Here is a 23,209-nt window from a genome sequence, read left to right on the forward strand (position 1 = left end):
TCAATTCAGAATGGCTTCGGGCTGCGACCAACGCTCACGATTGGCGCGCGCAAGCGCAAATACGTCGACAATCAGCGCTACGCTGCCATCGCCCAGGATGGTGGCGGCGGAGATGCCAGGGACCTTGCGGTAGTTCGACTCAAGGTTCTTGACCACGACCTGGTGCTGCCCGATCAAGTGATCGACCAGCAGCGCGAAACGACGGTCTTCGGCCTGCATGATGACGGCGATGGCCTGCGTGGGATCCGTCTGGGCGCCCGCCACCGAGAACACGCGGTGCATTTCGACCAGCGGCAGGTATTCGCCGCGCACGTGCATCACGCGTTCGTTGCCGGCCACCGAATAGATCTGGTCATTCGTCGGCTGCAGCGACTCGGTCACATGGTTCAACGGCAGGATGAAGGTCTCTTCACCCACGCGCACCGACATGCCGTCCAGGATGGCCAGCGTCAGCGGCAGCACGATGCGCGTCGTGGTGCCGTTGCCCGGCTCGCACGACAGCTGCACATGGCCGCCCATGTCCTGGATGTTCCGGCGCACCACGTCCATGCCGACACCGCGGCCGGAAATGTCCGTGACCTTCTCGGCGGTGGAGAACCCCGGCGCGAAGATCAGTTGCCAGATTTCGTCGTCCGGCGAATTTTCATTGACCGGCAGGCCTTGGGCCATGGCCTTCTTCAGAATCTTGTCGCGGCTCAGGCCGCCGCCGTCGTCGCTGACCTCGATCACGATATTGCCGCCGTTATGCTGGGCGGACAGCACCAACTGGCCCACCGGATCCTTGCCAGCGGCGATACGCTTTTCGGGCGTCTCGATGCCGTGGTCCAAGCTGTTGCGCACCAGGTGGGTCAGCGGGTCGATAATGCGTTCGATCAGGCTCTTGTCCAGTTCGGTCGCGCGGCCGTAGGTCTGCAGTTCGATCTGCTTGCCCATCTTGCCGGCGATATCGCGTACCAGACGGGGAAAGCGGCTGAACACGTAGTCCATCGGCATCATGCGGATCGACATCACCGCTTCTTGCAGGTCGCGGGCGTTGCGTTCCAGCTGTTCCATGCCATTCAGCAGGCGGTCGTGCAAGACCGGGTCCAGCGTCGACGCCGTCTGCGCCAACATGGCTTGCGTGATGACAAGTTCGCCCACCAGGTTGATCACCTGGTCGACTTTTTCCACGCCCACGCGGATCGACGTGGATTCCTTGTCGGCGTGCGCTGGCGCCGCCGGACGCGACGCGCGGGCGGCGGCCTGGGTGATCGCTTCGGCGGCGGCTGCCGAGTCCGCGACAACCGGCGCCGGCGCCACGGGCGCCACCACCGGCGCGGGGGCTACCGCAGCCGGGGCTGCCGCAGCACCGGCTGCCGGATCCGTCGCCGGCGCCGATTCGGCCGCCGGGGCCGCTTCGCGGCTGATATTCAATTGATCGCCGTCGACGATGAAGCAGCAAACGGCCTCGATGTCGTCCGGCGTGCAGGTGCTATCCACCCACACGGTCAAGACACCATTGGCGCGTTCGCTGGCCTTGACCGTGCCCAGGTTGCCCATTTCTTCAAGCAACGAGGCGGCGTCCTTATCGGACACTTTGGTAATCCGCACCTTCAGGGGCAGATCGCCAGCGGCCGTTGCCGCCACCGCGGAAGCCGCTGCGGGAGCCGGAGGCGGGGCAGCCGCGACCGGGGCGGCCACCACCGGCGCCGGCGCAGGCGCCGCAGCCACGACAGGGGCAGCCCCGGCCGCGGCAGGCTCCTTATGCTCCAGCGCCAGCTGCCTCAATACGGCGCAGATACGCTCAAACACGGCTTCATCGGGCTCTTCGGAGGCCCGATAGGCGTCCAGTTGGCTTTTGAGCACGTCTTTCGTTTCCAAGAAGATATCAATCATGTCCGTGCGCAGCGCCATTTCGCCGCGACGGATTGCGTCCAGAAGGTTTTCCAGCAGGTGGGTGGTGCCCGCAAGCTGCGTGAAACAGCCGAATGTCGCCGCCCCGCCCTTGATCGAGTGGGCCGCGCGGAAGATGGCATTGAGCTGCTCGATGTCGGGCGCGCCCACATCCAGCTCTAGCAGCAACTGCTCCATTTGCGCGAGCAGCTCATCCGCCTCGTCGAAAAAGGTCTCGTAAAACTGACTGAGGTCCAAACCAGCACTCATGACCCGTACGCCTTCATAAATGAACCTGCTTTACGCGCCGGCCTGCTCGTCGAGCAGTTCGGTCGCCAATTCCACCAGCACATCGGGGTCGACCGGCTTTGAAAGCCAGCCACAAACGCCCAGATCCCGAGCGGCCATCTTGCTGTCCACGTCGTCTTCGGTGGTCAGCACCAGCACCGGCACATCCAGGTACTGGTCTTGCTCGCGCAAGCCTTGAATCAGTTGCAGCCCGCCCATGACAGGCATGTTCCAGTCGCTGACGACCAGATCCACCGGGTGGTTTTTGGCCACTTCCAGCGCTTCCTGGCCATTGCCGGCCGTCAGTACTTTCCATCCCGCGCCCGTCAGCGTCGCCTGCACGATCATTCGCATCGTCGCTGAATCGTCCGCTACCAGAATCGTTGCCGCCATTGCTATCGAACCCCTTCAACGGGCGGCGCATTCGCCGCGTCGCCTTGCTTGGTTGCCGTCGCGGCCCGGGTGGCGGCTTGCACCGCCTCCACGGCCGTCCCTACCTCGCGGGCATCCTTCGCGCTCACGTCCGCCGCAGCGGCGTTCTCGTTTTCGATGCGCTTTTGGGTGTTCATATTGAGCACCACGAGGCTGATACGTCTATTAACGGCCGCGTAAGGATCATCTTTAACCAGACTCATGCTGGAAGACAGTCCCTGGATACGCATGACCTTGCTTTCGTTCATGCCGCCGGCCACCAATTCCTGGCGGGAGGCGTTCGCGCGGTCGGCCGAAAGCTCCCAATTGCTGTAGGCGCGTTCGCCGCGCGCATACTGCGAGGCGTCCGTGTGGCCCGAAATGCTGACCTTGTTCGGCAGCTCGTTCAGTACCGGCCCCAATTCCCGGAGGATGTCGCGCATGTAAGGCTGCACTTCCGCGCGGCCGGTGGCGAACATCGGACGGTTCTGGTTATCGATGATCTGGATGCGCAGGCCTTCGGTCGTCAGGTCGATCAGCAGCTGTGGCCTGAAGCTTTTCAGGACGGGGCTGGTATCGATGACGTTCTCTAGCCGCTTCTTCAGATTTTCCAGACGGTGCTGTTCGCGGCGCTCCGCGTCGCCCATCGGCTGTGCTTCGACCCGGTTGCCCTGGGCGCGGCGCACATCGCCCTCGCTGCGCAGGGGGTCTTGCCCGCCCCCAGGCACTGCGCTGGTTTCGGCCGAATTGTTGGGCCCGCCCATGATCGCCACGCGCAACGGCATGCGGAAATACTCCGCGATGCCCTTGAGTTCTTCGCGCGGCACGATGCTGATCAGCCACATCACCAGGAAAAACGCCATCATCGCCGTGATGAAGTCGGCGTAGGCGATCTTCCAGCTGCCGCCGTGGTGCCCGCCGCCCTTGACCTTCTTGCGGCGGATCACCACACGGTGGTTGTTTACCGTGCTCATGGCCCGCTCCGTCAGGCCTTGCCGGTTGCGGTCGACTTGGTTTGCCGGACATGCTCTTCCAGCTCACCGAAGGTCGGACGCACGGACGAGAACAGCACCTTGCGGCCGAACTCCACCGCCAACTGGGGCGGGTAGCCGTTCATGCTGGCCAGCAGCGTGGTCTTAATGCACTCCAGCACTTTCATGGCTTCGTCGGTGCGGCGCTCGACGCGCGAAGCTAGCGGCCCCACGAAACCGTATGCCAGCAGAATGCCCAGGAACGTGCCGACCATGGCCTTGGAGATCAGGTCGCCCAGGATCGCGGGCGGCTGGTCCACGGCCGCCAGCGCCTTGATCACACCCAGCACCGCGGCCACGATCCCGAACGCCGGCAGGCCATCGGCCATCTGGTGCAATGCGTGCGCCGGCACCTCGCGCTCATGGCGATAGGTCTCGATTTCTTCATCCATGAGCGTCTCGATTTCGAACGAACTCATGTTGCCGCTGATCATGATGCGCAGGTAGTCCGTAATGAACTCCATGAGCTTCGCGTCTTTGGCGATGCGGGGATACTCGCTGAAGATCGGGCTGGACGCCGGATCCTCGATATGCGATTCGATGGCCATCAGGCCTTCGCGACGCGCTTTGTTCAGCAACACATACAGGAGCGCCATCAGCTCCATATACACGTCCTTGCCGTAGCGCGAGCTCTTCAGCGCGTCAGGTAGCGCCTTCTTCACCAGCATCAGCGATTTTTTGCTGTTGCCGGCAATGAACGCCCCAAGGGCCGAACCGAAGATCAGCGTCAGCTCGAAGGGCTGGTAAAGCGCGCCCAAGTGGCCGCCCAGCGCTATGAAGCTACCGACGACCGACACGATCACCACGAGAAAACCGATAACAATCAACACATCAGGCCCCTGCCAACGAAGTCTAAAACTGGCGTCAATGATCCCCTGTTCCCCCCGACCCAAAAAGGCGGGTTACGGGGGGTTTTACAGGGCTTTTGATGTATTTGGGCACGGCGGGCGGGGTGCGGCCGGCCAGATGCGGCCGGCTTGGATGCACCGGGCCAAGCGCCGGCGGTCAAGGCCGCGCGGCGTCGACCGCGGGTGCCGGACGGGTGCCGGCGCGCGCCTTGGCTGCCGCGCGCGTCTTGCCGGCGCGAGGTGGCGGGCGGCAGATCGCGCACACGAAGTCCGATTGCGGATCGTGAGCGTGGGCAATGAAATGGCCGCCGCACTGGCGGCACGCGGACAACTGAAGCATGCCGCTATCGAAGAAGCGAACCAGCATCCAGGCCCGGGTAAAGCTCAGGACCGGCTCAGCGCTTTCGGCGGCATCCAGGCCGGCGTTCTCAAGATACAGGCGGTACGCGTCGATGGTGGCGCGGATGCCTTTGCTGCGGGTGCGCGCGTTCAGGAACGAATAAACGTTGTAGAACAGCGACGAATGAATGTTCGGCAGCCAGGTCATGAACCAGTCAACCGAAAAAGGCAGCATGCCTTTAGGTGGCGAGCAACCGCGGATTTCGCGATACAAGCGCGCCAGACGGTCGTGGCTGAGGCTGGTTTCAGCCTCCAGCACCTGCAACCGCGCCCCCAAGGTAATCATGGAGCTGGCAAGCAGGATGTCGTCCGCTTCCTGTGAAACGCTTTTGGAGGCCATTGCGCGAGTCTCGAGTGAGGGTCCGAACGGCCGTCAGGCCAGTTCTTCCACAGGTTGCTTGGCCAGCAAGATGGTTGCATGCGCTTGTTGCAGTGCACCACCCAAAACGTCATGGGTCAGCGCCGACAGCAGGCTGTAATCATCGAAGCGGAACCGGCACAGCAGCGAGCTGGAGCTGGCCAGCTTGACCAATTGCGCGGGCGACAGACGCATCAGGATGTCAGCAACTTCGTTGCTGAACCCTAGACGGAACATCGACGCAGCATAGTCATCACGCAACATACGTTGCGCAAGTAACAAATATGACAGATTCACTTCACGAATGTCTGCCAGCAATGAATTTTCGACTTGTTGCACGCCCTACTCCCTATCCCTATCCCACGCACGGGGGCTCGATAACCAAAAGCGCCGGCAACCCGAATTGCCTGGCGGCTTGCTGCGATCTGTTTTAATGCGAAATGTATCATTTGTTCGCAATTTAAGTAAAATTTACCACAGCTCATGTCATTTTCTATGACTTATATGACAAATCTTTGTTGATATTGCGCAACGTGATGATTTAGATACACCTTGACATAGAAATCCGAAGCGAATTTACGTCAATTTGGCAAATAAGCATTCAAAACATTGCGTACTTCACGGAATGAAATGTTGTGCAGTCCCGACAATGACACCTTGCCGATCACCTAATTGCTAGCTTTAGCGCAGCCGCGCGTTTGTCGACAATGTCGCAAATTGACAACGTCTGACAACGCGTCACGATGGACACCGCCTGACATTCCCGCAATGCCCCACGCAGATGACAGCTTGGTCGAATATGCCCCGCTAGTGCGGAAGCTGGCCCTGCAATTGCTCGCCCGGCTACCCGCCAGCGTTGAGCTCGACGACCTGATACAGGCCGGCATGATCGGCCTGCTTGACGCCGTAAGGCGCTATCAGGAAACGGCAGACGCCCAATTCGAGACCTACGCCACGACTCGTATCCGTGGCGCGATGCTGGACGAACTCCGCGGCCAGGATTGGCTGCCGCGCAGCGTCCGCGCCAAGGCGCGCAAGATCGAACAAGCCATCCAGCAGCTGGAGCAGCGGCTGATGCGCGCGCCCAACGAGGCCGAGATCGCCGCCCAGCTCGACATCCCGCTGAACGAATACCAGACACTGCTGCACGATGCCCAAGGCGTGCAGATCGTGCATTACGAAGATTTCACGACCGAGCCGGACTCGGCGTCCGGCCAGGCCGACTGGTCCGCGACCCTTAACCACGGCTCGGCCGGCGGCAACCCGCTCGACTCGCTCTTGGCGGGCGATTTCCGCCAAGCGCTGATCCACGCCATCGACACCCTGCCCGACCGCGAAAAGCTGCTGCTGTCGCTGTGTTACGAGCAGGGCCTGAACTTGAAGGAAATCGGCGCGATCATGAATGTGACCGAAGCGCGGGTATGCCAGCTGCGTTCGCAGGCCACGGCCCGGATTCGCGCCAAGCTGAAAGACCAGGCTTGGCATGCGCTGCCCCAGGAGGGGCAGATCGCGCAGATTATTTAGGGGAGGTTTCGCGATGAGAAACTCCCCAGGAAGTGCATCGCTGTTCGGGCCATCCAACCGAACGCCGCGCTGACAGCCTTACGCACAGCCCACCCAATCCGCAAGCAGTCGCGTCCCAACCGCGTGCCGCGCCCTCCCTGGAACTCTGCAATGACCGCAGCCGATCATTTGACGCAGGCCATCTCCGACGCCTACGACGAAACCCCCTATATATCGAACGCATTCGCGTACACGTCGCCGGGCAACCTGCGTGCCGTGGCAAGCCTATATGGCTTGGCCACGCCCGCGCTTGATACCGCACGCGTGCTGGAACTGGGCTGCGCAGCGGGCGGGAACCTGCTTCCCTTCGCGCTGGCCTACCCCAACGCGCGCGTCGTCGGCATTGACTTGGCGCCGCAACAAATCGAAGCAGGCCAGCAGGTTGCCGAAAAAACCGGCGCCCGCAATCTGGACCTGCGCGCAATGAGCTTGACCGACGTCACCCCTGAATTGGGCCTTTTCGACTACATCATCTGCCACGGTGTGTTCAGTTGGGTGCCGCCCGAAGTCCGGGACGCCATCCTGCGCATCTGTCGTGAAAACCTGGCGCCCGAGGGAGTTGCCTACGTCAGTTACAACACCTACCCCGGATGGAAAGCCGCGGACGTGGTCCGCGATGCGATGATCCTGAACAGCTTTGGCGCGCAAACCGCGCAAGAGAAGCTGGCGCGCGCCAAAGAGATGCTGGACCTGTTGGAAAACGGCTTGTGGCACAACAATCCGCTGCAGTCGGCGCTGCAAGGCGCGGCGCACAAGCTGCGCGGACAGTCCGACCACTACCTGCTGCACGAATACCTGGAAGCGATCAACACGCCTTGCTACTTCCTGGAATTCGCCGCTGCCGCCCAGCAGGCGGGGCTGGCGTATGTAACCGACGCCGAACCGCATCTGACGTTCGCTTCCACCTACGGCAGCAAGGTAGCGCTGGGACTGAACGGCTTGTCGGCGAAGAGCAACCGCGAAATGCGCGAACAATATCTGGATTTCGCCGTGGGCCGCTCGTTCCGCAAAAGTCTGCTGGTGCATGGCGACCGCGCTGAAAACATGCTGGAACAGCCCGAAGGTACGGCGTTCAAGGCAATGCACTTCGCCACCCGGCTTGATGCCACCGCCCCCTCGCCTGGCGCCTCGGCGGAACATCGCCACTACCTGACCCCCAACGGCGCGACGCTCAGCAGCAAAGACCCGGCCATGCTCGGCATGATCGACGCGATGAACAAGGCATGGCCGCGCTCGGTGCCGTTCGACGCGCTGCTGGACATTGCGCGCTCCCACCATGCTGGCGTGCAAGGCGACGATCTGGCCAACGTGGTCTATATGAACCTGATCACCCTGGTGCAATCCAGCGCGGTTCATTTCCGCATGGAAGCATCGTCCTACCGCGCGCCCGACAGCCAGCCCGCGTTGATCCCGGGCGCACGCGAACTACTACATGAAGTAACAAGCACGGCATGCCAAGTGGGCATGTACAACCTGTGGCACCAGCCGGTGACGCCGCCGGCTGACGCATTGGGCCGATTCGTCGCCCTGCAGATGGACGGCTCGCGCAGCGTCGCGGAGCTTCGCACCCTGACGCGCGATGCCTTGACGTCCGGACGCACGCCCCACCCCAACGGCCAATCTTATAAGGGTGCGCGGAACCTGGAGCCCGTGGCGCAGGAATTCCTGAATGCTCTGCTGACCGAATTGCGTCGCACGGGCCTGCTGGTGAATTGACGCTTACAACTTCCGCGGCCAGCGCCTCACGAGCAACCGCGGGGCAAGCGCCGCGGAACCGCCTCATAAAGCCAACATATTTACGATTGCCAAAAAAAAAGCCTAAAGATTGATTTGCGACTGCCGTAATCCTGACAACGGAGAAATTCGAAGACGCAAGAAAGCGAATTCTCCCGTTAACACGATGGGCGGCCCCGCTGCCCGGTTTGAAGAAGCCTTTCTCTCTTGGGAGCCTAAACATGGCTGCAGTCATTAACACCAACTACTTGTCGCTCGTTGCTCAGAACAACCTGAACAAGTCGCAATCGTCCCTGGGTACCGCCATCGAACGCCTGTCGTCGGGCCTGCGCATCAACAGCGCCAAGGACGACGCCGCCGGTATGGCCATTGCCAACCGCTTCACCGCGAACGTCAAGGGCCTGACCCAAGCCGCTCGTAACGCCAACGACGGTATCTCGCTGGCTCAGACGACGGAAGGCGCCGCCTCCGAAGTCAACACCCACCTGCAACGTGTTCGCGAACTGTCGGTGCAAGCCGCCAACGGCAGCTACTCGCAAGAGCAGCTGAACTCGATGCAAGACGAAATCAACCAACGTCTGTCGGACATCGACCGTATCTCGGAACAAACCGACTTCAACGGCGTGAAGGTTCTGTCGGATTCGGCCAAGCCCCTGACGCTGCAAGTTGGCGCCAACGACGGCGAAACGATCACCCTGAACCTGTCGGAAATCAGCGTCAAGACGCTGGGTCTGGACGGCTTCAACGTCAACGGCTCGGGCGTGACCCAAAACCGTTCGGCCACCGTGTCCGACCTGCAAGCTGCTAGCGGCGTTGCTGCCGGCAACGACTGGACCGTCACCACCACGCACGCTGCTGCCACGGCTGACCAAACCTTCGCCAAGCTGGAAAACGGTAACACCGTCAGCGTCGGCGCTGGCGCTACCGGCGTGACCTACACGTACGACGCCGCCAACAAGAACTTCACGTTCACCGACAAGTCGGCTTCGAACGCTGCCGCCGTGACGGCTCTGGCGACCTCGCTGCGCCCGGCTACCGGCACCGCGAACGGCACCTACACGCACGCCAATGGCTCGTCGACGACCTCGTTCCAAGTTGACGCTACGGGCAAGGTTACGGTCGGCGGCCAAGACGCCTTCCTGGATGCCGCTGGCAACCTGACCACCAACAGCGCCAGCGCTACCGCTGCTACGCTGGAAACCGTGATGACCGCCGCCTCGAACGGCACCGGCGCCGCCGGCAACTCGTCGGTGTCCATCGGTGGCAAGACGTACTCCAACACGGGTACGGCTGCTCAACTGTCCTTCACCAACACCATCGCTTCGGATGCGCTGCTGGCAGCGGTCAATTCCAACGCCACCGCCGGCGGCGTGGTCATCAAGCTGGGTCAAGGCATCACCAGCGCCAACGTCACCTTCACCAGCGGCGAGTCGACCGACACGTACGTTGACGACAAGGGCACGTTCACCACGACCAAGACGTACGACACGACCTACACCGTTGACCCCAACACGGGCAAGGCTACGGTCAAGAGCGGCACGGGCACGGGCGACTACGAAGCCAAGGTTGGCGCCGAAGCCAAGGTCAACAGCTCGGGCAAGCTGACCACGGAAGACACCAGCAAGGGTACGAAGACCACCGATCCGCTGAAGACGCTGGACGCTGCCTTCACCAAGCTGGACAAGCTGACCGGCGAACTGGGTGCTGTGCAGAACCGTCTGGAATCGACGATCTCGAACCTGAACAACGTGGTCAACAACCTGTCCAACGCTCGTTCGCGTATTCAAGACGCCGACTACGCCACGGAAGTGTCGAACATGTCCAAGGCTCAGATCCTGCAACAAGCTGGTACCTCGGTTCTGGCGCAAGCCAACCAAGTGCCGCAGACCGTTCTGTCCCTGCTGCGTTAATTCTCGGCAAAGACACGAACCCGCGGGGGAAGCTTCGGTTTCCCCGGCTGGCGGCCAGTACCGGACCTTCGCGCCGGGCCTGGCCATCTCAAGAAACCCGCTTTCAGCGGGTTTTTTTTCGTCTGTCGTGCAAAGCGAGCTCTTTCGGGAAAGTGGCGCGGAATTCAGACGCTGATTCACGGAATGAAGGCCCGGGGCAGTTCGTAGAATCGTCAAGATTCCATTCACTGGCCCCGCGCCTTCCCGTTACAAGCACTCATGTCGAATCCGGCTTATTTCCACCGCCAGGCGATCGCCGAACCGGGACTTCTTGACCCCAGCCACTCTCCTGTGCACCTGCGGGCAACCGCTTATCTGTATGGAGTGACGGCACCGGCGCTGGAACAAGCGCGGGTGCTCAGCCTGGGCTGCGGCACCGGCGAAGGCCTGTTCCCCTTCGCCCTGGCCTACCCGCAGGCCCGGATCCTCGGCATTGACGCCTCGGACGCCGTTATTGGGCAAGGCCAGCAGATGGCGGCCTCGTTGGGTCTGGCCAATGTCACGCTGCTGGCGCAGGGCTACGACAGCCTGGACGCGGAACAAGGCCAGTTCGACTACATCATTGCGACAGGCCTCTATAGTTACCTGCCCCCCGAACATGCCCAGGCCTTGCTTGAGCGCTGCGGCCAGCTGCTGACGCCCAATGGCGTCCTGTATGTGGATTACCACGTATACCCGGGCGCCAAGGCGCAAGAAGTCGTTCGAGACGCCATCCTGTTGCACGGGCATGCCGCGCAATCACAAGAGCAACTTCGAAGCAGCGCGGCTGCCGCGCTGACACTATTCACGGAAGGCGTCTCTGGCGCCAATCCGATGGCGAATCAATTGGCCGTCGTCGCCGCCCAGGTACAACGTGCCTTGGACGGGCAGGTGCAAGCTACCGTTGACCCGTTCGCCTGCAACCCTTGCTACTTCATCGAATTCGCCGGACGCGCAGCACAGGCGGGTCTGGGCTATGTGGGCGACGCCCAAGCGCTGGCCGAAATTCCGCTGAACATGGGGCAGAACGTCTCGTTGACGAATAGCCTGCTGACGATGGGGCAGCCAGCGACCGTCAAACAGCAATACCTGGACTTCGCGACGGGGCGCGGATTCCGCCAAAGCCTGTTCACCACCCAGGACACCGCTGAACAAGCCAAACCCCGTCCGGACCTTGCCCGCATGAAAGACCTGCGCTGGGCCAGCGGCGCGCAACGTCTTGCCGCGAACGGCCAGGAGCAGGGAGCCACGTATGTGAACCACCTGGCCCGCGGCCTGGTGACCACGGAACCCCATATGGTCAGGCTGTTGGACACGCTGTGGCACGCCTGGCCCGGTTCCTTGCCCTACACGACGCTGGTCGCCGTGTTGATGCATTCGGAAGAACTGGACGATTCGGCGGCCCGCAAGCTGCTGGACAAATCACTGCTGACGTTGTTGGAACACGACCTCGTTCACTACTGCCTTGAGGCCGGGCCGTATGATCGCGACGACGACGCCCCCACCCGTCCGCTGCATTGCGTTGCGATGTCGGCACCTGACTCGGGTTCAGTGCCGACGCCACGCTGCTTTAACCTGTGGCACGAACCTGTAAAGCTGGTTTTGTCGGAAAACCAGCACGAGATGGCCCGCCGCCTTGGCGCGGGAATGCCGCTGCTAGAAGTGAATACCACGCCCGCTTCGACAGAAGAGGGCATCATCCAGGATACGTCGAGCCTGCTTGAATTCCTGGGCTTGCTCAAACGCTATGGGCTATGCCAAGGTTCCGCGGCGTCGTGGGCGTCCATGCTTGGCGACGCCCTTTCCGCCAGCGGCGGCCAAGCGCAATTTTTCGGACTGTATGGCGGCGCCTTGGCCCGCCAGTGCCTGAACCAACGGATATTGGCGGCCAGTGCAATGCGAGGCGGCCTGCCCACCTCGGCCGAATCCATGGCGATGCGTATCCAGGATCTGCTGACCGAACGCCAATTCGATAAGGCCGAGGCCTTGGCACGGCAACTGGCCAAGACCGTGCCGGGCGCGTCCGCCGCCTGGGAACCGCTGGCTGTCACCCTGTGCAATTCCGGACGTTTCCAGGAGGCGCTTGCCCCCGCGCTGCAGATGCTGGACCTGGCGCCGGCCCGGGCACAGTGCTACATCATTCTGGCGTCTTGCCTGACCGCGTTGATGCGCACGTCGGAAGCGATCGGTACCGCGCGCCGTGCCGTGGAGCTTGCTCCCAAGGATGCGAATGCCCACGGCGTGCTTGGCGATGCGCTATGCGCCGAGCTGCGCTACAAAGAGGCCCAGGCAAGCTGCCTGACCGCCTTGGCCCTGGATCCCCTGCAGGAAAAGGCCAGAACCAATCTCAGCAAGATCCTGATGGACCGGGGCGACGCCGAAGGCGCGGTTGCCGCCGCAAGGGCCGCGGTAGCTATCGCCCCCAAGGCGCTCATCCCCCACAACAACCTGCTGTTTGCCCTGAACTACTCGCCAAGCGCCAGCGCTGAAGAAGTCTTCGAGGCGTACCGCCAATACAATCGCACGCACTGTGAAGCGCTGCGCGCGACGTGGCAGCCGCACACGAATAAGCGCGATACCCGCCGCCGTATTCGCGTGGCCTACGTATCGCCGGACTTTCGCCAGCATTCGGGTAATTACTTTATTGAACCCCTGCTGGCCAACCATGATCGCGAGGCCTTCGAACTCTGCGCCTATGCCGAATTCGTGGCGAAGGACGCGGTCACCGCACGCTTTGAAGGCTACTTCGATCAGTGGACACCGACCGCGGGCATGAGCGACAGCGCGCTGGCCGAGCGCATCCGCGCGGACGGTATCGACGTTCTTATCGATGTTGCCGGGCACACCGGCGGCAACCGCCTGGGCGTGTTCGCGCGCAAGCCCGCCCCGGTTTCCCTGACCTGGCTTGGTTTCGGCTACACAACCGGCCTGAATGCCATCGACTACATCATGAGCGATGAAGTTATGGCGCCCACCGGCTCCGAAGCGCTGTTCTCGGAAAAGCCCTGGCGCTTGGCCGACACCAACTTCGTCTATCGGGCCGGCACGACGATGGGAGACTGCGGCGACCTCCCCGCGCTGAAGAACGGCTATGTCACGCTGGGCAGCCTGACGCGCGCGATCCGCATGAACGACAAGGTGGTACGTGTGTGGTCGGACATTTTGCGCCGTCTGCCCAATGCACGCCTGGTGGTGAACAGCAACAGCTATCGAGACGGCCCCATGCGTGAAGAGCTGGCCAGCCGCTTCATGGCCCAAGGTATCGAGCGCGAACGGCTGCTGATTGGCTGGGAATCGCCCCCGTGGAATGTCCTGCGCAACATGGACATCGGCCTGGACTGCTTCCCCCACAACTCGGGCGTCACGCTGGTGGAAACACTGTATATGGGTGTGCCCTACGTGACGCTTGCCAGCCGCCCCAGCGTTGGCCGCATTGGCAGTTCCGTGTTGCACGGCATCGGTCGCCCGGAGTGGATCGCCCAGACCGAAGAGGAGTACATCCAGAAGGTCGTGGCCCTGGCCAGCGACTTGCCGACGCTGGCGCGCACCCGCGCCGGCCTGCGCGCCGAGATGCACGTCAGCCCCTTGATGGACGAACCCGCGTTCGCCCGGAAGTTCGAAACCGCCCTGCGCGGCATGTTCACTACCTGGTGCGAATCCCAAGCATGAAAGCCATCATTCTTGCCGGGGGCCTGGGCACCCGGATCTCTGAAGAAACCCACACGCGTCCCAAGCCGATGATCGAGATCGGCGGGCGGCCGATCCTGTGGCACATCATGAAGACCTATTCTGCCCACGGGGTAAACGACTTCGTGATCTGCTGCGGCTACAAGGGCTACATGATCAAGGAGTATTTCGCCAACTACTTCCTGCACATGTCCGACGTAACCTTCGATATGGCGGACAACCGCATGGAAGTCCACCAGCGCAAGGCCGAACCGTGGCGCGTCACGTTGGTGGACACCGGCGAATCCACCATGACCGGTGGCCGCCTGAAGCGCGTGGCGGACTATGTCAAGGAAGACGACGCGTTCTGCTTCACCTATGGCGACGGCGTGGCCGACATCGACGTCGGGGCGCTGATTGCCTTTCACCGTAAGCACGGCAAGGCCGCCACCGTCACCGCCGTGCAGCCGCCCGGACGCTATGGCGCGTTGCGTCGCGACGGCGACCGTGTGACGGGCTTTACGGAAAAGCCTCGTGGCGACGGCGGCCTGATCAACGGCGGCTTTTTTGTGTTGTCGCCCAGCGTGCTTTCCCTGATCGAAGACGACGACACGACCTGGGAAGCCGGCCCGCTTGAAACCCTGAGCCGCGAAGGCCAGTTGCATGCCTTCGAACACCTGGGCTTCTGGCAGCCTATGGACACGTTACGCGAAAAGAACCTGCTGGAGTCGCTGTGGAGCACGGGCAAGGCGCCATGGAAAGTCTGGTGAACCCTTCCGCCGCGTTCTGGCGCGGCAAGCGCGTCCTGCTGACCGGCCACACAGGCTTCAAAGGAAGCTGGCTGGCGTTGTGGTTGCACCGGCTGGGCGCCCGGGTGACCGGGGTGGCGTTGCCGCCCAGCACTCAACCCAGCCTGTACCAGTCCGCCGGCGTGGCCAAGCTGATCGACAGCCGTCATGCCGACATCCGCGATGCCGCCTTGCTGCGCGACATCGTGCTGGCCGCCCAGCCCGACGTCGTGCTGCATCTGGCTGCGCAAGCGCTGGTGCGCCCCAGCTACGCCGCACCGATCGATACCTTCGCGACCAACATCATGGGTACGGCGCATCTGCTGGATGCGCTGCGGGCCGAACCGTCCGCGCGCGTGGCAGTCATGGTCACGACCGACAAGGTGTATCGCAACAACGAATGGCTCTACCCCTACCGCGAAAGCGACACGCTGGGCGGGCACGACCCATACAGCGCCAGCAAGGCGGCCAGCGAACTGGTCATCGCATCGTATCGGGACTCCTTCCTTCAGGCACAAGGGCTGGCCCTGGCCACGGCGCGCGCCGGCAATGTCATTGGAGGGGGCGACTGGTCGGTCGACCGCTTGCTGCCCGACGCCGTTCGCGCCTGGCGCGACGACGGCGATCTGCACATCCGTCGTCCGGACGCCGTGCGACCCTGGCAGCACGTGCTGGAACCCTTGGCGGGCTATCTGGTGCTGGCGCAGGCGCTATGGGACCAACCTGCGCTTGCCGGCCCGTATAACTTCGGCCCGGATGCCGCGGAAGCGGCCTCGGTACGCACGGTGGTCGATATCGCGCAGACCGCCTACGGACGTGGCCGCACGGCCTACGCCGACCAAATCGAAGGCCCGCACGAAGCCGGTTTGTTAACGCTGGACACGTCCAGGGCGCGAGCCGTTTTAAACGTGGCCCCGCGCTGGCCGCTGGCCCGGGCCGTCACGCGCAGCATGGACTGGTATCGACGCTTTGATGCGGGTGAACACGCGCTGGCGTTGTGTCACGCCGACATCGACCAGTACGAGGCGCAGCCATGAGCCTTGAGATCACCGATACGCCGCTGGCCGGTTTGAAGGTCGTGCAGCGCCATCCCCGTGGCGACTCACGGGGCTTTCTGGCACGGCTGTTCGACGCAGGCGACTTGCACGCTTGCGGCTGGCAACGCGGCATCGAGCAGGTCAATCACACCTATACCGCGCAGGCCGGCACAATACGCGGCATGCATTACCAGCTGCCGCCACACGCCGAAATGAAGCTGGTCAGTTGCATCCGTGGCGCCGTCTGGGATGTCGCCGTGGATCTGCGCGCGGGTTCGCCCACGTTCCTGCAATGGCACGCCGAGCGTTTAAGCGCCGACAACGGCCGCGCCCTGCTGATTCCCGAGGGCTTTGCCCATGGTTTCCAAACGCTGACCGACGACGCGGAAATGCTGTATTGCCATTCCGCCCCCTATTCGCCGCAGGCCGAAGCCGGCCTGCACTTCCAGGATGCCCGCGTGGGCATCGCCTGGCCGTTACCCCCGACCCTGGTGTCCGAGCGCGATCAGCAACACCCCCGCCTGGACACTGCTTTTTCTGGAGTCGCACTGTGAAGTGCCGCCATTGCCAGGCCGACTTGCGCCTTCCTTTCCTGGACCTTGGCCATGCGCCGCCGTCCAACGCCTATCTGACCGAGACCGCACTGCGCGGCCCCGAGACGTGGTTCCCGTTGCGCATCCTGGTATGCGAATCGTGCTGGCTGGTCCAGACCGAAGATCACGCAGGACGCGAGGCATTGTTCACCGACGACTACGCCTACTTCAGCTCGTTCTCGTCGTCGTGGCTGGCGCATTCGCGCCGGTACGTCGATACGATGATCAGCCGCTTCGGACTGGGTGCGGACAGCATGGTGACCGAGATAGCCGCCAATGACGGCTATCTGTTGCAGTACGTGAAAGCAGCCGGCGTACCGTGCTATGGCGTGGAGCCCACCGCCAGCACGGCGCAGGCTGCGCGTGAGCGTGGCATCGATATCGTGCAACGCTTCTTTGGCGTGGCGCTGGGTGATGAGCTTGCCGAGCAAGGCCGTGCGGCCGACCTGATTGCAGCCAATAACGTGCTGGCTCACGTGCCTGACATCAACGATTTCGTGTCGGGTTTTACGGCGTTGCTCAAGCCGCAAGGCGTGGCGACGTTCGAGTTTCCGCATCTGCTGCGCATGGTGCAGGAAAGTCAGTTCGATACGGCATATCACGAGCACTATTCCTATCTATCGCTGACGGCCGTGTCGCGCATTTTCCAATCCAACGGTTTGGCGGTGTTCGATGTCGAGCATCTGGGCACGCACGGCGGCAGCCTGCGCGTCTTCGCGCAGCGCGCCGACACGGGCAAGCATGACGTCTCCGACAACGTCGCCCACACCCTGGCCCAAGAGCAACAGGCCGGCATGACGGGCCCCGAGTTTTATTCGCGTTTTCAGCAAGAGGCAGAGCGGGTCAAGAACGATCTGCTGGCGTTTCTGGTGGAACTGCGCCGCGGCGGCAAGCGCATCGCGGCCTATGGCGCGGCCGCCAAGGGCAACACGCTGCTGAACTTCGCCGGTGTGCGCCCGGACCTGCTGCCCTATGTGGTGGACTTGAACCCCGCCAAGCAAGACAAGTACTTGCCCGGCAGCCATATCCCGATCGTCGCGGAAGCCCGATTGCGCGAAGACAAGCCCGAGTACATCCTGATCCTGCCCTGGAACCTGAAGGCGGAAGTTTCCGAACAACTGGACTACGCCCGCCGCGAATGGCACGCCAAGCTGGTCACGGCGATCCCGTCGTTGTCCATTGAAAGTGGCGCATCCGCATGAGCCAGGGGCTGGTCACCGTCCTGGGTGCGTCTGGCTTTGTCGGCCGCCATCTGGTCGCGCGCCTGCGCGCGGACGGCGTGCCTTGCAACGCACCGCCCCGAGGCGACGCCGACCTGCTGCGCCGCTCTTTGGGCCATGTGATCTATGCAATCGGCCTGACCTCGGACTTTCGCAGCCGTCCGCTCGAAACCGTGGAAGCGCACGTCTGCCTGCTCAGGACCTTGCTGGCCGACGGCGACTTCGACAGCCTGACCTATCTATCCAGCACGCGCGTCTACGCCGGATCCGCCGACACTCGCGAGAGTGCAACGCTTGCCGTCAATCCGAACGACCCCAGCGATCTCTACAATTTGTCCAAGCTGATGGGCGAATCGCTCTGCCTGCACGGTGGCCGCAGGGGCACGAAGGTCGCGCGCCTGTCCAATATCGTGGGCGTGCGTGACACGCCGGACAGCTTTATCGACCAGTTGCTGGAAGAAGGCGCGCGCGGCAACGGCATCACGCTGCGCACCTCGCTTTCATCCTGCAAGGACTATCTCTACGTTGACGATGCCGTGTCGCAGATACTGGACATCGCCCTGTCGCCCGCGGCCAGCGGCATCTACAACGTTGCCCATGGCGTCGGCGTTGCCAACCGCGAGGTGGCGCGCTGGCTGCTCCAGACACTGGGCTATCACTGCACCGTGGCGCCCGGCGCGCCCGAATGGACCTTTGCCGATGTCGACGTGAAGCGCGTCCGAGCGCTTGGCGGGGCTGTTCCGCGTGCCTTCTCCGACTATTTCCCGCATTTTCTAGCGCAGTACCGTCTGCACAAAGGAATCTGAATGTCCTACCTTGAAACCACGCCCGACGCGCACCCCGAGTACCGTCAGGAAAAGCAAGCCCGCATCGCTGGGTTCGCCAGCGATCAGGAATTTCGCGAGCTATCCATTGCGTGGCGCCAGATGGCGCTGGAACGCAAGTACATGAACAACTTTTCGTGGGCAGGCCGCCCGCTGATCCAGCTGCCCATGGACGCCATGGCGATGCAGGAACTGATCTGGGCCGTCAAGCCCGACCTGATCATCGAAACGGGCATTGCGCATGGCGGTTCGTTGATGCTGTCGGCGTCCATGTTGCAGTTGCTGGGTGCGGGCGAAGTCGTGGGGGTCGACATCGAGATCCGTGAACACAACCGCAAGGCAATCGAAGCCCATCCGCTGGCCAAGCGCATCCACCTGATCGAAGGCTCGAGCATCGACGCTGCCACGATCGCCCAGGTGCGAGCACACGCCGAAGGCAAGAAGAACATCATGGTCTGCCTGGATTCGAATCACACGCATGACCATGTGCTGGCGGAGTTGAACGCCTATGCGGATCTGGTAAGCGTTGGCAGCTACTGCGTGGTGTTCGACACCTTTGTGGAAGACATGCCCGCCGACTACGAATGGCCCGGTCGCCATTGGGGCAAGGGCAACAACCCCAAGACCGCCGTGTGGGAATGGATCAAGCAGCACCCCGAGTTTGAAATCGACCGTTCGGTGGAAGACCGCCTGCTGGTCACGTCCGCCCCCGACGGCTTTCTGCGCCGCAAGGCCTGACGCACCGGGCGGCATTGTGATATTGATCGACCCCACCGCGCGCGTATCGCCGCTGGCCGACATCGAAGACTCCACGCGCGGCACCCGCATCGCCGTCGGCGCCCGGGCGGTCGTGGATGCGTTCGTGAAGATCAAGCCGGCCGGAGGGGCGGGTGATGTCGAGATCGGGCCGGACTGCGTCATCAATTCCGGCTGCGTGCTGTACACCGGCAACGGCATCCGAATGGGCGCCCGTGTAGCGGTCGCGGCAAACTGCACATTTGCCCCCGCCAACCACGAATTCCGACGCCGCGACCTGCCCATCCGCGCCCAGGGCTTTCGCCCAAGCAAGGGCGGTATCGTGATCGAGAACGACGTCTGGATCGGCGCCAACTGCGTCTTGCTGGACGGCGCAGTCCTGCGCGAAGGTTGTGTCATTGCCGCGGGCACCATCGTGCGCGGCGAGGTCGCAGCTTTCTCGATCCAGGGCGGCAACCCGATGAAGCTCATGGGCTGGCGGGAAGACACGGGCGGCTGATTCCCCACACCGGCATTGCCGGCTTCGCTGACCGCTGGCAGGCGGGTGTACGCCGAATCGTCTCCAAGCCGCCCTTTTCCCGTTCTATTCCCCTTTTGAGGCGCTCTTCGCTTCCTTCATAATTGCCACCGCACCGCTTTTGTATCTATATTTTTCAGCCCCATGACCGCCACGCCCCCAGATCCCCACGCTACGCAGCATGACAGCACGACGGATCCTGATGCCACGGCGCCGGTCGATGCACAGACCCTGCATCTGCGGGAAGAAAACCGTGCGTTGCGTGAATTGCTGGCCGCCCAAGTGCAGGCCGCGAGACCGCAACCGCGGCCCAGCTGCCTGCGCCGTATCGGCTGGGCGCTGATTTCGGCGCCAGGCGCCGCGCTGGTGGGTTGGCGCGCCCTGTTGGGCCGAGAGGATGGCACGCCGATGACAGGCCGACGCGTGGGTTCCGCCACGCTGACGGTGCTGTACACATTGGCGATCTATGGCGCGTTGGTGCTGTTGGTGGTGTCCTGGAATGCGCCGAACAACGGCATCACGGGTGCCAGGTCGGCCAGCCCGGTGCGCGTACCGCTGGCGCCCCTGCCGGCTTTGCCTACGGTAGAGACGCCCAGCGAATGGGAGACGACGAAGCCGACGGCCCCCGTGCCCGTTGACGTGGCGCCGGCGACGTCGCCTGCGCCGTCCCCGCCAGGGAACCGTGCGCCCTCCCCAAGCAACGCTGAAGCCGCGCCCACTCATCCCGCCGAGGCATCCACTCATCCCGCCGAGGCATCCACTCCTGCGGCTGCGGCATCCACTCCTGCTACAACGGCTCCCACCGCCGCTACCACCACCGCCGTAACAGCTGCGCCTGTCACGCCGCAGTCCACGCTGCGCATCACCGAAATACCGGCCGAGAACCCGATGGCCTGGGTAGAGGCGCTGGACGGTGAACTGGCGGATTGCGCAAAGCTTGGTTTTTTTGAACGGCCGGACTGTGCGTGGGCAGCTCGCAGGCAATATTGCGAACCGAACCATGGCTGGGGCGTGGTCAAGGAATGCCCGGTGCAACCTTAAGGCGGCATGCCACGCCACGCGCATGACGCACACCTCGCGCTGTCACATCCCCGCCACGCAACACCCCGACAATTCTTTGCACCACAACCACAAATTCGCGCAATAATGCGACATATTTGAAGTTGGCCCAGCCACATCAACCCGTCGTATCGCCTGCCGCAAGCACGCTCCGACAAGGACACAGACCATGGATTCCATCAGCAACACCGTCAACACCGCGCTGGCCTTGCAAGACGTGAACCTCTCGCAGGAAATTCAAGCCCGCGTGTTGAAGAAGGCGCTGAACGCGCAAGCCGATACCGCGTTGACGCTCATGCAGTCGGTAGCCCCTATGGCCGTTGACGCTACGCTGGGTTCACGGATCAACACGCACGCCTGATATTCCGCGCCGGGTATTCCACGCCGGATACCTCGCGCATAACATCGGACACCGTTCCACTCGCGCGGCGGCATTCGATAAAAAAAGCGCTGGTCCTTTTACAAGGCCAGCGCTTTTTGCATTGCAGCATCAACGTGCGGCGGCAAACGCCGCCACACACTGATCGCAACCTTACTTCTTCTTCATCGGCGGCAAGTCGGTGCAGACGCCTTCGGCGACTTCCGCCGCCATGCCCACCGATTCACCCAGCGTCGGGTGCGGGTGGATGGTCTTGGCGATGTCGACCACGTCGGCGCCCATTTCCACGGCCAGGGCCAGTTCGCTGATCAGGTCGCCAGCGTGGGTGCCCACGATGCTGCCGCCCAGGATGCGATGCGTTTCCGCGTCGAAAATCAGCTTGGTGAAGCCCTCGTCGCGGCCGTTGGCGATGGCGCGGCCGGAAGCCGCCCATGGGAACACGCCCTTCTCGATCTTGATGCCTTGCTTCTTGGCTTCGTCTTCGGTCAAGCCCACCCACGCCACTTCCGGATCGGTGTAGGCTACCGACGGAATGACGCGTGCGTCGAAGAACGACTTCTGGCCGGCGGCCGCTTCCGCCGCCACGTGGCCTTCGTGCACGGCCTTGTGCGCCAGCATCGGCTGGCCGACGATGTCGCCGATGGCGTAGATGTGCGGCACGTTGGTGCGCATCTGGCGATCGACCTCGATGAAGCCGCGGTCGGTCACGGCGATGCCGGCCTTTTCAGCGCCGATCTTCTTGCCGTTGGGGCTGCGGCCCACGGCTTGCAGCACCAGGTCGTAGCGCTGCGGTTCCTTGGGCGCGCCTTCGCCTTCGAAGGTGACGTAGATGCCGTCCTTCTTGGCTTCGGCGCCCACGGTCTTCGTCTTCAACATGATGTTGTCGAAGCGGTAGGCGTTTTTCTTTTGCCAGACCTTGACCAGGTCGCGGTCGGCGCCTTGCATCAGGCCGTCCAGCATTTCCACGACGTCCAGGCGCGCGCCCAGCGTCGAGTACACCGTGCCCATTTCCAGGCCGATGATGCCGCCGCCCACGATCAACATCTTCTTGGGCACTTCACGCAGCAGCAATGCGCCGGTGGAGTCGACGACGCGGTCGTCCTTGGGCATGAACGGCAGCTTCACCGATTGGCTGCCGGCGGCGATGATGGCTTGCTTGAAGCGCAGCGTCTGGCTCTTGCCATCGGCCGACGTCACGGTCAGGTGGTTGGCATCGGCGAATTCGCCCACGCCCGTCACCACGGTGACCTTGCGGGCCTTGGCCATGCCGGCCAGGCCACCGGTCAGCTTGGCGACCACGCTGTCCTTGTAGCCGCGCAGCTTGTCCAGATCAATCTTGGGCTCGCCAAAGCTGATGCCGTGGGCAGCCAGTTCGCGCGCTTCGTCGATGACGGCGGCGTTGTGCAACAGCGCCTTGGACGGAATGCAGCCCACGTTCAGGCAGACGCCGCCCAGCGTTGCGTAGCGCTCGACCAGGACCACGGACAGGCCCAGGTCGGCGGCGCGGAAGGCGGCGGAATAGCCGCCAGGACCCGCACCCAGCACCAGCATGTCGTATTCACCGTCGGCCGAACCCTTGAAGCTGGCGGCAGCGGGTGCGGCGGCCTTCGCAGCCGGCGCCGCAGCAGCCGCAGCTTGCTTGGGGGCCTCGGCCGCCTTGGGCGCTTCCTTGGCGGCCGGCGCGGCGGCATCCGATGCCTCCACTTCCAGCACGACCGCGCCTTCGGCGACCTTGTCGCCGACCTTCACCGCAATGGACTTCACCACGCCGCCTTGCGACGCGGGGATTTCCATCGAGGCCTTGTCGGATTCAACGGTGATCAGGCTTTGTTCGGCCTTGATCGTGTCGCCCACGGCCACCAGCACTTCGATGACTTCCACTTCCTTGAAGTCACCGATGTCCGGCACTTTGATTTGAACGGTATTGCTCATGGGGCT

At 63.0% G+C, this 23,209-nt stretch carries 20 protein-coding genes; 13 read left to right on the plus strand and 7 right to left on the minus strand.

The genetic code is table 11. From position 1 onward, the window contains the following. The 6 genes from cheA to flhD form a co-directional block, all read right to left on the minus strand. On the minus strand, positions 1–2,142 hold the full coding sequence (cheA, locus tag ACI0FO_RS07000; RefSeq protein ID WP_416025265.1) for a chemotaxis protein CheA: 2,142 nt from the start codon (positions 2,140–2,142) through the stop codon (positions 1–3). Between the two features lie 30 nt (positions 2,143–2,172). Beyond that, entirely contained in the window at positions 2,173–2,553 is a 381-nt protein-coding gene (locus tag ACI0FO_RS07005; protein ID WP_183011949.1) for a response regulator, read from the minus strand. A 2-nt stretch (positions 2,554–2,555) separates the two neighbouring features. Further along, entirely contained in the window at positions 2,556–3,545 is a 990-nt protein-coding gene (gene motB / locus ACI0FO_RS07010; RefSeq protein ID WP_416025267.1) for a flagellar motor protein MotB, read from the minus strand. A gap of 11 nt (positions 3,546–3,556) precedes the next feature. Next, positions 3,557–4,432 carry a flagellar motor stator protein MotA gene (motA, locus tag ACI0FO_RS07015; RefSeq protein ID WP_416025269.1) on the minus strand — a complete coding sequence of 292 codons (876 nt, stop codon included), beginning with the start codon at positions 4,430–4,432 and terminating at the stop codon, positions 3,557–3,559. 175 nt (positions 4,433–4,607) lie between these two features. After that, positions 4,608–5,189: a flagellar transcriptional regulator FlhC gene (flhC, locus tag ACI0FO_RS07020; RefSeq protein ID WP_416025271.1), complete on the minus strand. Its 582-nt coding sequence runs from the start codon at positions 5,187–5,189 to the stop codon at positions 4,608–4,610. A gap of 33 nt (positions 5,190–5,222) precedes the next feature. Further along, positions 5,223–5,546 carry a flagellar transcriptional regulator FlhD gene (gene flhD, locus ACI0FO_RS07025; RefSeq protein WP_006219025.1) on the minus strand — a complete coding sequence of 108 codons (324 nt, stop codon included), beginning with the start codon at positions 5,544–5,546 and terminating at the stop codon, positions 5,223–5,225. Positions 5,547–5,975: 429 nt separating this feature from the next. Between flhD and ACI0FO_RS07030 the strand changes: the two genes are divergently transcribed. The 13 genes from ACI0FO_RS07030 (at position 5,976) to ACI0FO_RS07090 (ending at position 21,253) form a co-directional block, all read left to right on the plus strand. Beyond that, positions 5,976–6,731 carry an RNA polymerase sigma factor FliA gene (locus tag ACI0FO_RS07030; RefSeq protein ID WP_416025274.1) on the plus strand — a complete coding sequence of 252 codons (756 nt, stop codon included), beginning with the start codon at positions 5,976–5,978 and terminating at the stop codon, positions 6,729–6,731. A 150-nt stretch (positions 6,732–6,881) separates the two neighbouring features. Next, positions 6,882–8,486 (plus strand): methyltransferase regulatory domain-containing protein, encoded by a 1,605-nt coding sequence (locus ACI0FO_RS07035; RefSeq protein ID WP_416025275.1) that lies wholly within the window; start codon positions 6,882–6,884, stop codon positions 8,484–8,486. A 239-nt stretch (positions 8,487–8,725) separates the two neighbouring features. Beyond that, entirely contained in the window at positions 8,726–10,414 is a 1,689-nt protein-coding gene (locus ACI0FO_RS07040) for a flagellin (protein ID WP_416025276.1), read from the plus strand. 258 nt (positions 10,415–10,672) lie between these two features. Then, positions 10,673–14,101, plus strand: a complete 3,429-nt coding sequence (locus ACI0FO_RS07045) for a methyltransferase domain-containing protein (protein WP_416025278.1) — start codon at positions 10,673–10,675, stop codon at positions 14,099–14,101. After that, positions 14,098–14,868 (plus strand): glucose-1-phosphate cytidylyltransferase, encoded by a 771-nt coding sequence (gene rfbF, locus ACI0FO_RS07050; protein WP_416025280.1) that lies wholly within the window; start codon positions 14,098–14,100, stop codon positions 14,866–14,868. The genes ACI0FO_RS07045 and rfbF overlap by 4 nt, the downstream gene beginning before the upstream one ends. Beyond that, positions 14,853–15,923: a CDP-glucose 4,6-dehydratase gene (rfbG, locus tag ACI0FO_RS07055; protein WP_416025282.1), complete on the plus strand. Its 1,071-nt coding sequence runs from the start codon at positions 14,853–14,855 to the stop codon at positions 15,921–15,923. Before rfbF ends, rfbG begins: the two co-directional genes overlap by 16 nt. Continuing rightward, positions 15,920–16,477 carry a dTDP-4-dehydrorhamnose 3,5-epimerase gene (gene rfbC / locus ACI0FO_RS07060; RefSeq protein WP_416025284.1) on the plus strand — a complete coding sequence of 186 codons (558 nt, stop codon included), beginning with the start codon at positions 15,920–15,922 and terminating at the stop codon, positions 16,475–16,477. Before rfbG ends, rfbC begins: the two co-directional genes overlap by 4 nt. Next, on the plus strand, positions 16,474–17,718 hold the full coding sequence (locus tag ACI0FO_RS07065; RefSeq protein WP_416025285.1) for a methyltransferase domain-containing protein: 1,245 nt from the start codon (positions 16,474–16,476) through the stop codon (positions 17,716–17,718). The genes rfbC and ACI0FO_RS07065 overlap by 4 nt, the downstream gene beginning before the upstream one ends. Next, positions 17,715–18,542, plus strand: coding sequence for an NAD-dependent epimerase/dehydratase family protein (locus tag ACI0FO_RS07070; RefSeq protein ID WP_416025287.1), 828 nt, complete (start codon positions 17,715–17,717; stop codon positions 18,540–18,542). Before ACI0FO_RS07065 ends, ACI0FO_RS07070 begins: the two co-directional genes overlap by 4 nt. Then, positions 18,543–19,298, plus strand: coding sequence for a cephalosporin hydroxylase family protein (locus tag ACI0FO_RS07075; protein ID WP_416025289.1), 756 nt, complete (start codon positions 18,543–18,545; stop codon positions 19,296–19,298). A gap of 16 nt (positions 19,299–19,314) precedes the next feature. After that, positions 19,315–19,815: an acyltransferase gene (locus ACI0FO_RS07080; protein WP_416025291.1), complete on the plus strand. Its 501-nt coding sequence runs from the start codon at positions 19,315–19,317 to the stop codon at positions 19,813–19,815. A 162-nt stretch (positions 19,816–19,977) separates the two neighbouring features. Beyond that, on the plus strand, positions 19,978–20,874 hold the full coding sequence (locus ACI0FO_RS07085) for a hypothetical protein (RefSeq protein ID WP_416025292.1): 897 nt from the start codon (positions 19,978–19,980) through the stop codon (positions 20,872–20,874). 187 nt (positions 20,875–21,061) lie between these two features. After that, on the plus strand, positions 21,062–21,253 hold the full coding sequence (locus ACI0FO_RS07090; protein WP_039884074.1) for a putative motility protein: 192 nt from the start codon (positions 21,062–21,064) through the stop codon (positions 21,251–21,253). Between the two features lie 171 nt (positions 21,254–21,424). Here ACI0FO_RS07090 and lpdA read toward each other — a convergent pair whose 3' ends face one another. Further along, positions 21,425–23,203, minus strand: a complete 1,779-nt coding sequence (gene lpdA, locus ACI0FO_RS07095) for a dihydrolipoyl dehydrogenase (RefSeq protein ID WP_416025295.1) — start codon at positions 23,201–23,203, stop codon at positions 21,425–21,427. Positions 23,204–23,209: the final 6 nt, after the last annotated feature.

Source organism: Achromobacter marplatensis (assembly GCF_049060505.1).
GTDB lineage: Bacteria > Pseudomonadota > Gammaproteobacteria > Burkholderiales > Burkholderiaceae_B > Achromobacter > Achromobacter marplatensis_A.

What these genes read in the sequence shown, in the direction of transcription:
- cheA (WP_416025265.1), bottom strand. Translation starts at nt 2,142, where the DNA reads ATGAGTGCTGGTTTGGACCTCAGTCAGTTTTACGAGACCTTTTTCGAC.
- ACI0FO_RS07005 (WP_183011949.1), bottom strand. Translation starts at nt 2,553, where the DNA reads ATGGCGGCAACGATTCTGGTAGCGGACGATTCAGCGACGATGCGAATG.
- motB (WP_416025267.1), bottom strand. Translation starts at nt 3,545, where the DNA reads ATGAGCACGGTAAACAACCACCGTGTGGTGATCCGCCGCAAGAAGGTC.
- flhC (WP_416025271.1), bottom strand. Translation starts at nt 5,189, where the DNA reads ATGGCCTCCAAAAGCGTTTCACAGGAAGCGGACGACATCCTGCTTGCC.
- ACI0FO_RS07030 (WP_416025274.1), top strand. Translation starts at nt 5,976, where the DNA reads ATGCCCCACGCAGATGACAGCTTGGTCGAATATGCCCCGCTAGTGCGG.
- ACI0FO_RS07035 (WP_416025275.1), top strand. Translation starts at nt 6,882, where the DNA reads ATGACCGCAGCCGATCATTTGACGCAGGCCATCTCCGACGCCTACGAC.
- ACI0FO_RS07040 (WP_416025276.1), top strand. Translation starts at nt 8,726, where the DNA reads ATGGCTGCAGTCATTAACACCAACTACTTGTCGCTCGTTGCTCAGAAC.
- ACI0FO_RS07045 (WP_416025278.1), top strand. Translation starts at nt 10,673, where the DNA reads ATGTCGAATCCGGCTTATTTCCACCGCCAGGCGATCGCCGAACCGGGA.
- rfbF (WP_416025280.1), top strand. Translation starts at nt 14,098, where the DNA reads ATGAAAGCCATCATTCTTGCCGGGGGCCTGGGCACCCGGATCTCTGAA.
- rfbG (WP_416025282.1), top strand. Translation starts at nt 14,853, where the DNA reads ATGGAAAGTCTGGTGAACCCTTCCGCCGCGTTCTGGCGCGGCAAGCGC.
- rfbC (WP_416025284.1), top strand. Translation starts at nt 15,920, where the DNA reads ATGAGCCTTGAGATCACCGATACGCCGCTGGCCGGTTTGAAGGTCGTG.
- ACI0FO_RS07070 (WP_416025287.1), top strand. Translation starts at nt 17,715, where the DNA reads ATGAGCCAGGGGCTGGTCACCGTCCTGGGTGCGTCTGGCTTTGTCGGC.
- ACI0FO_RS07075 (WP_416025289.1), top strand. Translation starts at nt 18,543, where the DNA reads ATGTCCTACCTTGAAACCACGCCCGACGCGCACCCCGAGTACCGTCAG.
- ACI0FO_RS07085 (WP_416025292.1), top strand. Translation starts at nt 19,978, where the DNA reads ATGACCGCCACGCCCCCAGATCCCCACGCTACGCAGCATGACAGCACG.
- ACI0FO_RS07090 (WP_039884074.1), top strand. Translation starts at nt 21,062, where the DNA reads ATGGATTCCATCAGCAACACCGTCAACACCGCGCTGGCCTTGCAAGAC.
- lpdA (WP_416025295.1), bottom strand. Translation starts at nt 23,203, where the DNA reads ATGAGCAATACCGTTCAAATCAAAGTGCCGGACATCGGTGACTTCAAG.